Below are 16023 nucleotides of genomic sequence, written 5' to 3' on the forward strand. Positions count from 1 at the left end.
CACACTCAGACCGGATCGAGGGCGCGGGCGTCTTCGGGATGCCAGCCGATCCGGATCGTCTGGCCGGGTGTCAGCTTCACCTGGCCAAGGGTATTGCGGTATTTCATGACGAAATCGTCCTGCCCCGCCACCTTGAGGCGCGCGCGCAGGATGTCGCCCATATAGATCACGTCCACGACATGCGCCTCAAGCGTATGGGCACCGGCGGGCATCAGCTCGGGCTTGAATTCGACCCGTTCCGGGCGGATCGAAACGGTGGTCTCTTGCCCGGTCTCGCGGATGTTGACGGCGGTGGCGTCGATCAGGTCGCCATTGCCCAGCCGCACCAGCGCCTTATCGTCCTGAAGCTGCTCAATCTTGCCGCGCAGCGCATTGTTTTCGCCGATAAAACCGGCGACAAAGCTGTTTTCGGGCTGCTCATAAAGCACGGCGGGCGGGGCAAGCTGCTGGATACGGCCGTCGTTAAAGACCGCGATACGGTCCGACATGGTCAGCGCCTCGCCCTGATCATGGGTGACATAGACCACCGTAATGCCCAGACGGTCATGCAGTGCCTTGATCTCGAACTGCATATGCTCGCGCAGCTGCTTGTCGAGCGCACCGAGCGGTTCGTCCATAAGCACCAGCTTGGGGTCAAAGACCAGCGCCCGCGCCAGGGCGATACGCTGCTGCTGCCCGCCTGAAAGCTGGGCCGGGCGACGGTTCTTGAACTGGCCCATCTGAACCATGTCGAGGGCGCGGGCGATGCGCGATTCGCGCTCGCTCTTGGTCATGCCGCGCACTTCCAGCGGAAAGGACAGATTCTCTCCCACCGTCATGTGGGGGAAAAGCGCGTAGTTCTGAAACACCATGCCGATGCCACGCTTATGCGGGGGCACATCGTTGATATTTTTGCCATCAAGCCGGATTTCGCCATGCGTCGCCGTCTCAAAGCCAGCCAGCATCATCAGACAGGTGGTCTTGCCCGAACCCGAGGGGCCGAGCATCGTCAGGAACTCGCCCTTGCCGATGGTCAGGTTCAGATCCTTTACGACAAGTGTTTGACCATCATAGCTTTTTTGGACGTGGTCAAAAACGACGAATGCGTCGTTGCCGGGCTGCGCAGTCACCATGCGGGCTCCCTGTTCCCTTGCTTGTTCGTTCTGTTTCCTGACACTAATCGGCGGCCCTCGCAGAATGCAACCGACTTGTAGATAAGGGATGGGGGCGGCATACCCCGTCCGGGCCGCGCCCCGCGCCGCTGCCCGTTTGCCTGGCATGTGCCTCTTTTCAGCAAAACCGCAGCTTCGCTATGGCAACCGGCGTGGGCATATCTTGACTGTCCAAGCCGTTACGGGGCGAAGAAAATCCCCCGCCAGCAGCCATCGAAAACAAAAAAGGCGCATCCCCGTCATGCCCTGCCTGGCATGCGCTTGGGATGCGCCGACACTCGTTTATCACTCGGCAGCCACCCGCGGGAATCGGGAAAATGCTGATGGCGCAAGCCGGTACCAACCCGCCTTGCCGCGCGATTTTTCAGACCGCCAGAAAGCCGCCATCCACGGGCAGCACCGCGCCCGACACCATGCTGCTGTCCGAGGACAGCAGCAGCGCGATGGCCTGCGCGACCTCTTCGGCCTCGGCAAAGCGGTTCAGCGAGTGACGCACCATCATCGGCTGGCTTTTCGCCGGGTCCGACCAGGCCTCAGCCGCCAGTTCGGTCAGGGTGATGGTCGGCGCAACCGCATTCACGCGGATGCCATGCGGTCCCAGTTCCTTGGCCAGCACACGGGTCGCCCCCTCAAGCCCGGCCTTCGAGGCTGCATAACACAAGTGGTCCTGAAAACCGCGATGACCAGCGATCGAGGTGATATTGACGATTGCGCCACCTCCACCCGCAGCAACCCGGGCGCGGGCGAATTCCTGACAGCAGATCAGCGCCGCGCGCAGGTTGATGCCCAAAACCGCCTCATATCCGGCCTCGGTCATGTCGAGCACGCTTTCCAGCACGTTGATACCGGCGCTGTTGATCAGATAGTCGGCGGTCCCGGCCTCGGCCATCGCGGCACGTGCAGCGGCCGGATCGGCCAGATCGACGCGGATGCCATGCGCACCGAATTCATCGCGCAGGCTGTCGAGATCGGATTGGGTCCGGCTTAACGCCACGACCTTGGCCCCACGCTGGGCCATGAGCTGGGCGCAGGCGCGGCCGATGCCCTTGCCCGCACCGGTGATGATGACGGTCTTGCCCGAGAATTGCATGTTTCCTCACATATTCAGTTGGATGGCAGGGCCGCCATCGACGAGCGGATCTGCCGCGCCACGGATTGCAGCGCCAGAAAGGCGGCATAGCGCGCCTCTTGCCGCGCGCGGGTGGCCGGGTCAGGAACGCAGCGCGTGGCGACACGCGACATGGCAGGCATTGCGGTATGCAGATCGGGGTAGACACCCGCCGCCACCGCCCCAAGCATGGCCGAGCCAAGCAGCACCGGCTCGGCGCATTCGGTCACCTCGACCGGCAGCATGGTCGCATCAGCCAGAAGCTGCCGCGTCAATGGATGCGCACCCGCACCACCGCTGACGCTGATCGTTTCGACCGGCGCGCCATGGGCGGCCTGGGTCTCGATGATCTGGCGCAATCCGTAGCCAAGGCCGCAAATGCCGGCGACGTAAAGCGCGGCCAGCGAATCCGGGCCGGTCTCCATCCCCTGCCCCATAATGACGGCGCGGGCATGGGGGTCAGCAAAGGGCGCACGGTTGCCCAGGAACTCGGGTACAACATGCAGCTCATCGGCAAGGCGCACCGCGTCGGCGGCCGAGCCCGCAAGTTCAAGCGCCCGGTCCGCCAGCCACTGCGGCAAGGACTTGCCCGCCGCCTCGGCCAGCGCAGACGCCTCACCCGTGGCCGGATGCAATTGCACCAGCTGGTCGATGGCGGCACCGGCGGCAGATTGCCCACCTTCGTTCAGCCACATGCCGGGCACCATGGCCGAGTAATAGGGTCCCCAGACCCCCGGCACAAAGGCCGGCTCTCGCGTCGTCGTCATGGTGCAGGATGAGGTACCAAAGACATAGCCAAGGCATGTCGTCGCATCCCCCCCGGCGGCAACCGTGCCGACCCCTCCGGCATGGGCGTCGATAAGCCCTGCCGCCACCGCGGTCCCCGGGCGCAGCCCCATGGCGCTTGCAGCGGCCTTGGTCAGACCGTGACCAAGCGGGGTGCCCGGGTCGACGACACGCGCCCCGATACGGGCAAATCCCTGTTCCGCCAGATCCTCAAGTCCGATCTGGCGGAAATAATCCGCGTCCCAGCGACCCTCGTGGGCAAGATAGGTCCATTTGCAGGTCACCGTGCAGGCCGAACGCTCAAGCGCGCCGGTCGCTTTCCAGGTCAGAAAATCGGTAAGATCAAAGAAATGCGCCGCAGCGGCATATACCTCGGGACGGTTCTCGCGCAGCCACAAAAGCTTGGGCGTCTCCATCTCGGGCGAGATGCGGGTGCCGACATATTTCAGCACCTCATGGCCCTGGGCGTTGATACGCTCGGCCTGTTCGACGGCGCGATGGTCCATCCAGACGATGATGTCACGCTCAGGGTGGACGGGATCGCCGACGGGCAGCGTCGCCTCACCATCACCCCGCACGACCAGAGAGCAGGTGGCATCGAAACCGATGCCCGTGACCTGCGCCGGGTCGATCCCGGCACGGGTCACGCTTTCCCGGACAGAGTCGCAGACCGCGCGCCAGACCTGCTCGCTGGACTGTTCGGCGATGATACCGCGTTCGCGGTGCATCTCGATCTGGCGGCGGGCTGTGGCGATCAGATTGCCCTTGCGGTCAAACACACCAGCCCGCGCCGATCCTGTGCCGACGTCGATACCGATCAGATACTGGTCCATGATGCCTCCCCTGTTCCGGGTCCTGCGGGTCAGACGCGATCAAAGTTGGTGGGCAGCACCAGCATGTCGCGGATGGTCACGGTGCGTTTGCGGGTCAGCATGTATTCGACCGCATCGGCGACCTCTTCGGGGTCGATCAGACTGCCCGTCTCTTTGGCCTTGCGCAGGTTTTCCTCGGGCCAGTCGGCAAGCAGCGCCGAAACCACCGGCCCGGGCGAGACCTGCATGACCCGCACACCATGCGGGATCATCTGGCGCCGCATGCCCTGCACAAAGCTGGTGATCGCCCATTTCGAGCCGGAATAGACCGGCTCCCACCAGGTCGGGAAATGGCCTGCGATCGAGCAGGTGACGACGATATCGCCGGTCTTGCGCTGGGTCATATGCGGCACCACGGCGTGAACGTTCTTCATCACCGCATTGACGTTGAGGTTCAGCATACGGTCGATCGCCTCGGGCGTCGTCTCGGTCAGATCGCCGCCGATATAGGTCCCGGCGTTGCAGTAAAGGATGTCGATGTGTCCGACCTTTGCCAGAATCTCGGGGATCATGGCATTGCAGCTTTTCTCATCAATCAGGTTCGTGACCTGAGTGATGACCCGGTCGCCCAGTTTGGAAGCGAGCTCGTTCAGCGCCGCCTCGTTCCAGTCCACCATGACCACGGTGGCGCCCCGGTCCAGCAGGCGCTGAGTGGTGGCAAGGCCGATCCCCGAAGCTGCGCCAGTGATGACGGCAATTTTCCCGTCCAGAGATTCAGACATTCCGTTCTCCTGTCTTATCAATTCGTTGGGCGTGGCTCAGCGCCATTCGCGCCCGATATAGATGGCCAGCAGGATGATCGCGCCCTTAATGACATCCTGCAGATAGGGGTTGATGCCCATAAGGTTCAGACCGTTGTTCAGGATGCCAAGCAGCACCGCCCCGATCAGCGTGCCAAGGATCAGCCCGCGCCCGCCCGCAATCGCGGTGCCGCCCAGAACCACGGCAGCGATGGCGTCCAGTTCGAACCCCACGCCTGCGTTGGGCTGGCCGCTCATCAGACGGCCGGTCAGGATCACCGCGGCCAGCGCCGAAGTCAGGCCCGAGATGCCATAGACCGCCAGCTTGACGCGCTGGGTCTTGACGCCCGAAAGCCGCGCCGCGTTCTCGTTCCCGCCAAGGGCATAGACGTGGCGGCCAAAGGCGGTCCGCTGCAAAAGCACCCAAGCGACGGCATAAATCGCCACCATGATCACAACCGGCACCGGGATGATGCCGATGCGGCCAACGCCGAACCACGAAATCCAGCTGGGGATACCACTGATCGGATAGCCGCCCGAGTAGATCAGGCCAAGGCCGCGCGCCATGCCCATGGTGGCAAGGGTCACGATGATCGCCGGCATCCGGCCCCATGCGACCAGCACCCCGTTGGCCAGCCCGATGCCAAGGCCGATCAGCAGCCCCAGCGCCAGCGCCGCAGCGGCGGGGACACCCATGTTCACCATCATCCCCGCGCTCAGCGTGCCGACCAGCGCCATGACCGCGCCGACCGACAGGTCGATCCCGCCGGTCAGGATCACAAAGGTCATGCCGACTGCAAGGATGCCGACCACCGACACCTGCCGCAGCACGTTGAGGATGTTGTTGAGGGTAAAGAAGTTGTCGCTGGCCAGCCCCATCAGGATCGAGACGACGATCAGCCCGATCAGCGGCAGCGCCAGAGGCGATTGCAGCAGGCGGCCAAGCGTCAGGCCGCCGGTTTTGCCGGCCGCGCCGGTGCTTGCGTCATGCGACATGTTCAACTCTCCCGGTCGTAGCATGGGTCATGATGGTTTCGGATTCGATCTGGTCGCCCTCGACCGTGGCGACGAGCCCGCCCGAGCGGAACACGCAGACCCGGTCGGACATGCCGATCACTTCGGGCAGTTCGGATGAGATCATGATGATCGAGCCGCCCTTTTGGGTGAATTCGCGCATCAGGGCATAGATCTCGGCCTTGGCGCCGACGTCGATACCGCGCGTCGGCTCGTCAAAGATCAAAACCTGCATGTCGTGGTTCAGCCAGCGGGCAATGACGACCTTTTGCTGGTTCCCGCCCGACAGCGTGTCAACGCGGGCATGCGGACCCTGCGCCTTGACACGCACCTGCGCCATGGCGGTCCCGGTCGCAGCCAGCTCTTTCTTCAGGTCGATGAACCAGTGGTTCTTGCGATATTTGCCGTAATTGTTCAGCGAAACGTTTTGCAGGATGGAAAAGCTGGTGATCAGCCCCTGTTCTTTGCGGCTTTCGGGCAACAGGCCGATGCCAGCTGCCAGCGCCTCATCAGGGCCGCGAAAGCGTTTCTGCGTCCCGTTCAGGCGCAGCCGGCAACGCTGCACTGGCCCGGCGCCCAGCATGGCAAGCACGGTTTCCGTACGACCCGAACCGACCAGCCCGGCAAACCCCAGTATCTCGCCCTTGCGAAGCTGAAAGCGCGAGACGGGCCCGCCTTTTTTCAGTTGCAGCTCCTCAACGTCGATAACCACGGGGGCCGGGGACGGCACCGGCACCTTGGCCGGGAAATTATTCTCGATCCGGCGGCCGACCATCATTTCGACCAGCCGGTCGTTATCGACCCCGGACACCGCACATGAGCCGACGAATTCGCCGTCGCGCAAGACGGTGATACGGTCACAAATCTCGAAGATTTCTTCGAGGTGATGCGAGATAAAGATGATCGCCACGCCCTGTTTGCGCAGTTCGCGCATCACCTTGAAAAGGTGCTCGACCTCAGAGGGTGTCAGGGTCGCGGTCGGCTCGTCCAGCACCAGAATCCGGGCATTGAGCGACAGCGCCTTGGCGATTTCTACAAATTGCTGCTCGGCCACCGACAGGCGATGCACCGGCACATCCAGCGGCACATCAACCGCAAGCTGGCGCATGATCTCGGCCGCGCGCCTGTGCATGGCCTTGCGGTTCAACATGCCAAAGCGGTTGCGGATCTCGCGCGCCAGAAACATGTTTTCGACCGCGTCCAGCCACGGGATCAGACTGAATTCCTGAAACACGATACCGATCCCGGCAGCGATGGCCTGATCGTAATCGGCAAAATGGCGTTCAGCCCCGTTGATGAGAATCTTGCCCTCGCTGGGCTGGATGATGCCGCAAAGGATCTTCATCAGCGTGGACTTGCCCGCGCCGTTCTCGCCCAGAAGGGCATGAACTTCGCCCGCGCGGACATCCAGATCGACGCCGTGAAGGACCTCGATCTTGCCAAAGCTTTTGCGGATTCCCTTCAGTTCCAGCATGATGCCCTCCTGAATGGCTGGGAAAACTCCCGCCCCCGCATGATGCGAGGGCGGGCGCGGGGAGGAACCCTTACCAGCTGAAGTCAGCCGCGTTTTCCTTGTCCACGACCATAACATCAATCGGGACTTCTTTCGGCACGACACGAGCGCCCCATTTCTGGGCCAGTGCCAAGGCCAGGCCGACGCGCACCTGATCGCGCGGGAACTGGGCAGTGGTTTCGATGAACGGGCCGCCTTCGGTGATTGCCTTGATCGCTTCGGGCGCGCCATCGACCGACACCAGCTTGATATCCTTGCCCGAACCCTGGATCGCAGCCAGAGCACCCATCGCGCCGCCGTCGTTCACCGAAAAGATACCGGCCAGGTTCGGATGCGACTGGATCATGTTCTCGACCACACCCAGTGCGACCGAGCGGTCCTGACGGCCGTTCTGCGTATCGACCAGCTTGATTTCCGGGAACTCTTCCAGCGCGGCCTTGCAGCCCTCGACGCGCTGCAGGATCGGCACGACCGGGATACCGTCAAGGATCGCGACCTCGCCTTTGCCTTCAAGGGTTTCGCCCAGGTATTTGCAGGACATGTAGCCCGCATCACGGTTTTTCGAGCCGACAAAGGTGTCGACCGGGCCGTTCGCATTCGCATCGACCGCAACGACGGTCACACCGGCAGCCTTGGCGGCATGCACCGCGGCCTCGATCCCGGCGCTGTCCGTGGGGTTCAGCAGCAGGATGTCGATATTTTGCTGCAGCATGTCCTCGACATCCGAGATCTGCTTGGCGACGTCATGGCCCGCGTCGGTCACGACCACCTCGGCGCCCAGGCTGGCGGCCGCCTCTTTCAGTGCCTCTTGCATCGAGACGAAGTAGGGGTTGTTCAGCTCCTGGAAGGTCATGCCGATTTTCAGCTTGTCCTGAGCCAGCGCCGGGGCTGCCAGCAGCGCAAGCGCAGCCGAAGCGGTAAGAAGTTTGGATCTCATCAGGGTTCCCTCCCATCTGAATGAAAGCAGGCAAAGCCTGCGCGTCTCCGGACGGCGCCGCGCCGCCCGAATTGGTGAATTCCGCGATATCGGTTTGTGTCAGTCCGCCATGACCATTGCCTTCTGGGCCGCAAAAGTCGCGCGGAACTGCGAGGGCGACATTCCCTTCAGCTTAAGGAAATGCCGGTTAAAGTTCGACAGGTTCGAAAACCCGACCTCATAGCAAATCTCGGCCACCTTGATTTCGGGGACGGTCAGCAGCATCTGGCAAGCCAGATCGATACGCAGCTGATTGCGATAGCGCACCAGCGTCGTGCCGGTATGGCGCTTGAACGCACGGGAAAAGGCGCTCTGGCTTTGGCCGACCATCTCGGCCAGCCCGGCCTCTTCGATCTGCTCGGTCAGATGTTCGCGCAGATAGGACAGCGCCCGATTGATGCCGCCGTCACTGATGCGCGTCAGATCCAGCTCAAAGCTGAGGCTTGCCAGCACCTCATATTCCGGCGCGTTGGCAAGGTGATCAAGGATTTCCCAGAACAGCGCCAGACGGCGCAGCCCCTGTGCCTCGACCAGCCGTTCCATCAGCGGACGGACACGGGCGCTGGTCTCGTCATCAAACAGCAGGCCACGACGCGAGCGATCCAGCAGCGGACGCAGCGCCTCCATCTCGGCCATAGAGGCGCTTGCCCCCTCGATAAAAGCCTCGGGGAACTGGATGACCAGCGAGCGCAGCGGCACAGCCTCGCCCGGCGCGATGTCGCTGATCCAGTTCTGCGGCAGGTTCGGCCCCGTCATGATCAGCTGGCCGGGCTGAAAACTGCCCACATGGTCGCCGATATAAAACGTACCCGACGTGGCGACGACGAGGTGAATTTCATATTCGGGGTGGTAGTGCCAGCGCACCGTGCGGAACGGATAGCCATGCATCCACGCGGCGAAGGATTCGCCTTTGCGGATATGGACCAGTTCCAGATCGGGTTGCATTCACCTTCCCCCCTTGCGAGCTGCGATTCCCCTGACCGGCAGCCGCGAACGTTCAGCAAACATAGGCTTCACAACCCGCGCATCTCCACATCAGAGGCAAGAAAATACCGATACTTTTTTGCCAGTATCTGCGTAGAAATTGAATAATCCTTCAAGTTCCATCACGTCACGCTGTTCCCACGACGCAAAAGAGACCCATGCCGCAATGCAGCGACATGGGCCTGCTTTCCTGAAAACTACCCCCGCCCGGTGGTCAGGAAGCGGGCGCGGTCAGATCCCGCAAACACGGCCAAGCAGTATGATACATCTCATACTTTTTCGCATAGGCCTGCGCCAATCCGGCATCGGGTCTGATTTCAGCACGCACAGCAGGTTTGGCAAAGATACGTTCGGAGGTGTCGCCAGTCGCGCATGACGCCGCCAGTTTTGCCGCACCAAAGGCAGCACCAAAATCGCCGTCCTCCGGCTCAAGCAGCGTCAGCCCGGTCGCCGAGGCCATGATCCTCAGCCAGGCCTGCGAACGCGCGCCGCCGCCAACCGCATAGGCCGCCTCGATCGAAGTGCCGGCCTTGCGCAAAGCATGGACGCAATCGGCAAAGGCCATGGCCACGCCCTCCATCGCCGCTTGCGCCAGATCGGCAAGGCCCGTAGCGCGGCGCAGACCAAGGAAGGCGCCGGTCGCGTCGGGATCGTTCAGGGGCGTACGCTCACCCGAAAGGTAAGGCAGGAACGTGACGGGCGACGGCTCTTTCACCTCGGTCACCAGCGCGGCAAGTCCGGGGACAGTCTTGCCCGTGATCTCGGACAGCCAGGTCATGCTGTCGGTCGCGGACAGGATCACCCCCATCTGATGCCAGGTCTGCGGCACGGCGTGACAGAAGGTATGCACGGCGTCGGCAGTGTTCGGCGCATAAGCCTCGGTCGCAGCGAAAAGCACACCCGAGGTTCCCAGCGACAGAAAGCCCGTACCCGGCGTCATCACCCCCATACCGCAGGCCGTGGCCGCGTTGTCGCCACCACCACCCGCCACAGGGACACGCGCGATGCCCCAGCGCTCGGCCAGGTCGGCGCGCAGGTGGCCCGAGACATCGCTGCCCTCGACAAGCGCAGGCATATGCGCGCGCGTAAGCCCGGTGGCCGTCAGCAAAGCATCCGACCAGTCGCGCTTGCCGACATCCAGCCACAGCGTGCCTGCGGCATCCGACATTTCGGCCACATGTTCGCCCGTCAGCCACAGCCGCAGGTAATCCTTGGGCAGCAGAACCTTGGCCGTGCGCTCGAACACCTCGGGTTCATTTTGCGCGACCCACAGCAGTTTCGGCGCAGTAAAGCCCGCCATCACCAGATTGCCGGCGATGCCGTGGAAATCTGCGCGCCCGGTCAGTTCGGCGCATTGTCGGCCCGAGCGGCCATCGTTCCACAGGATACAGGGCCGCAGCACCTGATCCGCAGCATCAAGCAGCACAGCCCCATGCATATGGCCCGACAGGCCAATGGCCTGCAGGCGGGCCATTTCCTGCGGATGATCCCGCAACAGCGTGGCAATCGCCGCCTCTGCCCCGGCGATCCAGTCGGCTGGGGCCTGTTCGGACCAGCCCGCATGGGGACGGCTGACGGTCAGTGCGGCATGGGCGACACCCACAGGGGCAAAGGTCTCATCGACCAGCATCGCCTTGATGCCCGAAGTGCCGAGGTCCAGTCCAAGATACATGGCCTTACTCCGGCATCACGATCTGTAGCTTAACATCGGTCTCGCGCGCCTCGACCGCACGATCAAAGGCGGCAATGCTGTCTTCGAACGGCAGCGTGGCCGAGATCAGCGGCTTGAGATCCACCTTGCCCGAGGCGATCAGCGCAATCGCCCGGTCATAGACATTGGCATAGCGGAAAACGGTCTCGATCCGCAGCTCTTTCGCCTGCAGACCGACGATATCTACCGGGACCGGATCGACGGGCATGCCCACCAGCACGATCGCCCCACCCGGCCGCGCCAGCGCAGGCAGGCCAAGGATCGCCGGAGCCGCGCCAGAGCATTCAAAGACGATGTCAGCGCCCCAGCCATCAGTCACCTCGGCCACCGCCTCGACCAGGGGACGATTGCGGATGTTGACGCATTCGATACCGTCATAGGCACCGATAATGTCCAGCTTGGGCTGCGCGAGATCGGCGACAACCACCCGTGCGCACCCCCCAGCCAGCGCCGCCAGCGCCACCATCATCCCGATGGGACCGGCGCCAGTGACCACCGCCACGTCGCCCGGCTGGATACGCGCCCGCAGGGCCGCCTGCATGCCGATAGCAAAAGGTTCGACCATCGCACCCTCGGCAAAACTGACCGAGTCGGGCAGCTTGTAGGTAAAGGCAGCAGGATGGATCACCTCGGGCGTCAGGCAGCCATGGATCGGCGGCGTCGCCCAGAAGGTCACGGCCGGATCAACGTTATAGATCCCAAGCTTTGATGCCCGCGAGGTCGGATCGGGGATCCCCGGCTCCATGCAGACGCGGTCGCCGGCCTTAAGATGGGTGACCTCGGCCCCGACCCCGATCACCGTGCCCGAGGCTTCATGCCCCAGAACCATGGGCGCATTGACGACGAAATGGCCGATCTTGCCATGGGTATAGTAATGCACGTCCGAGCCGCAGATCCCGACCGTATGCGTCTTGATCCGCACATCCCTGGGCCCGAGCGTACCGGGGATGTCAAAATCCCGCAGCGACAGCTTGCCCTTTTCCTCTAGCACCAATGCTTTCATCGCCCGTCCTCCTGATGGCAGCGCCTCACCGGGCGCTTTCAACTCGCGTCTTTGGCGGCGAGTCGGGGCGCATGTAAACAGAAACCCGCATCCCACACGAGCTTTTGCCCGTTGCGGGAATAATTGTATCAGTTCCGAATCCGGAAAAGCATGTTTTCAGAATCGCAGCGGGCGCAACGCGGCCCCTGACCCGAGAATCAGGGGCGGGTTGTCACTTCATCAGCCGGTCCTTGATCATCGGGCCGACAGCGCCAAAATCCATCTGCCCGGCATAGCGGCTGCGCAGCTCAGCCATGACACGGCCCATGTCACGGATCGACTCGGCCCCCAAATCGGCAATGGCTTTTTCGATGGCGGCGCGGGTCTCTTCCTCGTCAAGCTGGCGCGGCAGATAGGATTGGATCACGCGGATCTCTTCCAGTTCGCGCTCGGCCAGCTCCAGCCGGCCGCCCTCTTCATAGGCTTTGGCTGATTCCTGGCGCTGCTTGACCATCTTGGACAGGATGGCGGTCAGATCGGCCTCGCTCAGTCCCGCCTCGTCCCCGCCCCCGGTCCGGGCGGCAATCTCACGATCCTTGATCGCGGCCGAGATCAGCCGCAGCGTCGACAGCCGCGCCGAGTCCTTGGCCTTCATCGCTTCTTTGGTGTCAGCCAGAATACGCTCGCGCAATCCCATATGGTCCTCGCTGGATGAATTCCGCCGGGTGGTGCCCGGCTTCGTCCTTGCCGTCAAGCCATGCCTCAACCCCGACCACACGTCAAAGTTCCGTATCAAGGTGCCAGTCCTGCCTTGACGCCCGTCCGCCCTTTACCTAGGTTCCCGCCGATTTACCCGGAGATCGACGATGCCCCAGAAACCGACCGCATGTCTTGCGCTTGCCGACGGCACCGTGTTCCACGGCCAGGGCTTCGGCGCGGTCGGGGAGGTGGTGGCCGAACTGGTCTTCAACACCGCGATGACCGGCTATCAGGAGATCATGACTGATCCCTCTTATGCCAGCCAGATCGTGACCTTTACCTTCCCCCATATCGGCAACACCGGTGTGACCGGGCAGGATGATGAGGCGCCCGAGCCTGTCGCCTCGGGGATCGTGGTGAAATGGGACCCGACCGAACCGTCGAACTGGCGGGCTTCCTCGGATCTCGTCCAGTGGATGGAGCGGCGTGGCCGTATCGGGATCGGCGGCATCGACACCCGCCGTCTGACCCGCGCGATCCGCCAGCAGGGCTCGCCCCACGTGGTGCTGGCCCATGACCCGCAGGGTAACTTCGACATCGCCGCTATGGTCGCCAAGGCGCGCGAATGGAAAGGTCTCGTCGGGCTGGATCTCGCCAAAGAGGTCAGCTGCCGGCAAAGCTATCGCTGGGACGAAGGGCTGTGGTCCTGGCCCGACACCTTCGGCAAAACCAACGAGAGCAGACCCTTCCGCGTGGTTGCCGTCGATTATGGCGCGAAACGCAACATCCTGCGCTCGCTGGCACAAAGCGGGGCCGATGTGACGGTCCTGCCTGCCACCGCCACGGCCGAGGAAGTGCTGGCCCATGATCCCGAGGGCATTTTTCTGTCAAACGGCCCGGGTGACCCGGCAGCGACCGGCGAATATGCCGTGCCGATGATTCAGGAACTGTTGCGCAGGGATATGCCGATCTTTGGCATCTGCCTTGGCCATCAGATGCTGGCGCTGGCGCTTGGCGCCAGGACCATCAAGATGAACCACGGCCACCACGGTGCGAACCACCCCGTCAAGGATGTCGAGACCGGCAAGGTCGAAATCACCTCGATGAACCACGGTTTCGCCGTCGATGCCCAAACCCTACCCAAAGGCGTGATCGAGACCCATGTCAGCCTGTTCGACGGGTCGAACTGCGGGCTGCGCGTGGCCGACAAGCCCGTGTTCTCGGTACAGTATCACCCCGAGGCCAGCCCCGGCCCGCAGGACAGCGCCTATCTGTTCGAGCGTTTTACCGAGGCGATGCGGGCCCGTCGCGGCTGATTTTCGGACCGGGCGGGGCTGACCCGGCCCGGTTAACCTCATCTTAACCTTCTCCGTGGCAGAGAGGGGCCATCGTGACCCAGCAAGGGAATACGCATTGGCCCGCATTGCTCCATTCAGGCCCGACCGGGACATTCTGCCCGCTGCTGTCCCAGCTCAGGGGGCGCTTGTTTCTGCCCGCGACCTGCGGCCACTGGGCCAGATCCTGATCGAGGATGGCGCAGTCGAGCCGGCAAATCTGCTCAAGGCGCTGATGATACGCCAGCGGCAGCAGGCGCGGCTGGGGGAAATTCTGCTTGCCCATGGCTGGGTCAAGGAAGAGGCGCTGATCCGCGCCCTCTCGCGGCAATGGCGCACGAATGTGCTGGATCTCAAGGCGCTGCCGCCCGATCCGAGGTTGATCGACACAATGGGCGCGCAGCTTTGCCTTACCGCAGGCGTGGTGCCATGGCGGCGGATCGGCGGTGTGACCTTCATCGCCACCGCCCGGCCCGAAGAGTTCGAGGCACTGCAAACCCGCCTGCCACCCGGTTTTGGCACCGTGCGCATGCTGCTGTGTTCGGAAAATGCGGCACGGGAGGCGATTCTGGCCCTGCGCCGCACATCGCTTGTGCGTAAGGCCGAAACCTGTGTGCCGCCCCGGGAAAGCTGCCGCACCCGTAACGAAGGCCGAACCGCCTGGATCGCTGGCTTGCTGATTCTCGCCGCAGTTCTTGGCCTCACGCTGGCTCCGATCGGCTTCATTGCGGTGCTGACCGGTTGGGCGGTTCTGGCGCTGATCGCCTCGACTGCGCTGAAGATTTGCTCCTTTGCCGCGATTCTGCACCAAACCCGCAAGATGCGGCGTGAGGCGCGCGCCATGGCCCAAGGCGCGACCAGCCCGCCCGAAATGAAAGCGCCTTTGCCAGTGATTTCGGTCATGGTGCCCCTGTTTGCCGAGGCCGATATCGCCGACAAGCTGATCGGGCGGCTGTCGAGGCTGAACTATCCGCGTGAGCTGATGGATATCCTGATCGTGGTCGAAGAAAGCGATCGCATCACATGCGAGGCGCTTGACGACAGCCGGCTGCCGCATTGGCTGCGCGTGGTGAAAGTGCCTGATGGTCCGGTCCGCACCAAACCACGGGCGCTGAATTATGCGCTGAACTTTTGCCGTGGCTCGATCATTGGCGTCTGGGATGCCGAGGACCGCCCCGAGCCTGAACAGCTTCATAAGGTCGCGCGCGGTTTTCACTTTGCCCCGCCCGAGGTCGCCTGCCTGCAAGGCGTTCTCGACTATTACAACCCGCGCACCAACTGGCTCGCACGCGCATTTACCATCGAATATGCCTCATGGTTTCGCGGCACGCTGGCCGGGGCGGCAGCACTTGACCTGGTGGTGCCGCTTGGCGGGACGACACTGTTTTTCCGCCGCGACGCACTTGAGGCGGTCGGCGCGTGGGACGCCTGGAACGTTACCGAGGACGCCGATCTGGGCGTGCGGCTGACCCGGCGCGGCTACCGCACCCAAATGCTCGACACCGTCACGCATGAAGAGGCGAACTGCCGCCTTATCCCCTGGGTCAAGCAGCGCTCGCGCTGGCTCAAGGGCTTTGCCATGACTTGGGGCGTGCATATGCGCGACCCGGTTGGTCTGTGGCGCGATCTTGGGTCACGGCGCTTTATCGGGTTGCAGGCACAGCTTTTCGCTGCAGTCTCTCAATATCTGTTCGCGCCAGTACTGTGGAGCTTTTGGCTGCTCAGCCTTGGCCTGCCCCATCCGATGCGCAATGTGCTGGCAGGGCTGTGGGGCGGCAATGCCATCCCTGTGCTTTTCAGCCTGTTCGTCGCATCCGAGCTTTTGAACGTCGCCATTGGCCTGTGGGCGGTCCGGGGACGTGAGCACCGCCACCTGACCCCTTGGGTACCGACGATGCACCTGTACTTTCCCCTTGGCTGTCTGGCAGCGTGGAAGGCGGTTTATGAACTGGTGGCCAAGCCCTTTTACTGGGACAAGACCCAGCACGGCATTTTTGATGCCAACCACGACGAAGCGGCTGAAACAGTAATCTCTCGCGAACCTATTCCCCTTAGCAGCTCTGCCAATGCGAATGGTCAGGTGGCGGCTGGGCAACAGACCACGGGCCGGGTGCGGGCACTGCACGCTATCAGCAGGGTCGGATAAGGTGCGG

The 16023-nt window shown here is 63.0% G+C and carries 13 protein-coding genes; 2 read left to right on the forward strand and 11 right to left on the reverse strand.

Going from position 1 to position 16023, the window contains the following annotated elements; all coding sequences use genetic code 11:
* Positions 1 to 5: 5 nt before the first annotated feature.
* The 11 genes from PARACOCCUSGL_RS0102575 to PARACOCCUSGL_RS0102625 all read right to left on the reverse strand — a co-directional run bounded on the left by PARACOCCUSGL_RS0102575 (position 6) and on the right by PARACOCCUSGL_RS0102625 (position 12534).
* Positions 6 to 1112 carry an ABC transporter ATP-binding protein gene (locus tag PARACOCCUSGL_RS0102575; RefSeq protein ID WP_040601657.1) on the reverse strand — a complete coding sequence of 369 codons (1107 nt, stop codon included), beginning with the start codon at positions 1110 to 1112 and terminating at the stop codon, positions 6 to 8.
* 403 nt (positions 1113 to 1515) lie between these two features.
* Positions 1516 to 2241: an SDR family oxidoreductase gene (locus tag PARACOCCUSGL_RS0102580; protein WP_010392737.1), complete on the reverse strand. Its 726-nt coding sequence runs from the start codon at positions 2239 to 2241 to the stop codon at positions 1516 to 1518.
* 14 nt (positions 2242 to 2255) lie between these two features.
* Positions 2256 to 3878 carry an FGGY-family carbohydrate kinase gene (locus PARACOCCUSGL_RS0102585; RefSeq protein ID WP_010392738.1) on the reverse strand — a complete coding sequence of 541 codons (1623 nt, stop codon included), beginning with the start codon at positions 3876 to 3878 and terminating at the stop codon, positions 2256 to 2258.
* A gap of 29 nt (positions 3879 to 3907) precedes the next feature.
* On the reverse strand, positions 3908 to 4639 hold the full coding sequence (locus PARACOCCUSGL_RS0102590; protein ID WP_010392741.1) for an SDR family oxidoreductase: 732 nt from the start codon (positions 4637 to 4639) through the stop codon (positions 3908 to 3910).
* Positions 4640 to 4675: 36 nt separating this feature from the next.
* Positions 4676 to 5653 carry an ABC transporter permease gene (locus PARACOCCUSGL_RS0102595; protein WP_010392743.1) on the reverse strand — a complete coding sequence of 326 codons (978 nt, stop codon included), beginning with the start codon at positions 5651 to 5653 and terminating at the stop codon, positions 4676 to 4678.
* Positions 5643 to 7145 (reverse strand): sugar ABC transporter ATP-binding protein, encoded by a 1503-nt coding sequence (locus PARACOCCUSGL_RS0102600; RefSeq protein WP_010392745.1) that lies wholly within the window; start codon positions 7143 to 7145, stop codon positions 5643 to 5645. Before PARACOCCUSGL_RS0102600 ends, PARACOCCUSGL_RS0102595 begins: the two co-directional genes overlap by 11 nt.
* Positions 7146 to 7215: 70 nt before the next feature.
* Positions 7216 to 8121 (reverse strand): ABC transporter substrate-binding protein, encoded by a 906-nt coding sequence (locus tag PARACOCCUSGL_RS0102605; protein WP_010392747.1) that lies wholly within the window; start codon positions 8119 to 8121, stop codon positions 7216 to 7218.
* A 99-nt stretch (positions 8122 to 8220) separates the two neighbouring features.
* Positions 8221 to 9105, reverse strand: a complete 885-nt coding sequence (locus tag PARACOCCUSGL_RS0102610) for an AraC family transcriptional regulator (RefSeq protein WP_010392749.1) — start codon at positions 9103 to 9105, stop codon at positions 8221 to 8223.
* Between the two features lie 253 nt (positions 9106 to 9358).
* A complete protein-coding gene (xylB, locus tag PARACOCCUSGL_RS0102615; RefSeq protein ID WP_010392752.1) occupies positions 9359 to 10816 on the reverse strand; it encodes a xylulokinase in 1458 nt (485 codons plus the stop codon).
* Between the two features lie 4 nt (positions 10817 to 10820).
* The gene (locus tag PARACOCCUSGL_RS0102620) at positions 10821 to 11858 is read right to left on the reverse strand and encodes an NAD(P)-dependent alcohol dehydrogenase (protein ID WP_010392755.1); all 1038 of its coding nucleotides are present in this window, start codon (positions 11856 to 11858) and stop codon (positions 10821 to 10823) included.
* 211 nt (positions 11859 to 12069) lie between these two features.
* The gene (locus PARACOCCUSGL_RS0102625) at positions 12070 to 12534 is read right to left on the reverse strand and encodes a GatB/YqeY domain-containing protein (RefSeq protein WP_010392757.1); all 465 of its coding nucleotides are present in this window, start codon (positions 12532 to 12534) and stop codon (positions 12070 to 12072) included.
* A gap of 169 nt (positions 12535 to 12703) precedes the next feature.
* Between PARACOCCUSGL_RS0102625 and carA the strand changes: the two genes are divergently transcribed.
* Together carA and PARACOCCUSGL_RS0102635 are read left to right on the forward strand one after the other, a co-directional pair.
* A complete protein-coding gene (gene carA, locus PARACOCCUSGL_RS0102630) occupies positions 12704 to 13852 on the forward strand; it encodes a glutamine-hydrolyzing carbamoyl-phosphate synthase small subunit (RefSeq protein WP_010392759.1) in 1149 nt (382 codons plus the stop codon).
* Positions 13853 to 13949: 97 nt separating this feature from the next.
* Positions 13950 to 16016, forward strand: coding sequence for a glycosyltransferase (locus PARACOCCUSGL_RS0102635; protein ID WP_010392761.1), 2067 nt, complete (start codon positions 13950 to 13952; stop codon positions 16014 to 16016).
* Positions 16017 to 16023: the final 7 nt, after the last annotated feature.

Source organism: Paracoccus sp. TRP, assembly GCF_000185925.1.
In the GTDB taxonomy this organism is placed as follows: Bacteria; Pseudomonadota; Alphaproteobacteria; order Rhodobacterales; family Rhodobacteraceae; genus Paracoccus; species Paracoccus kondratievae.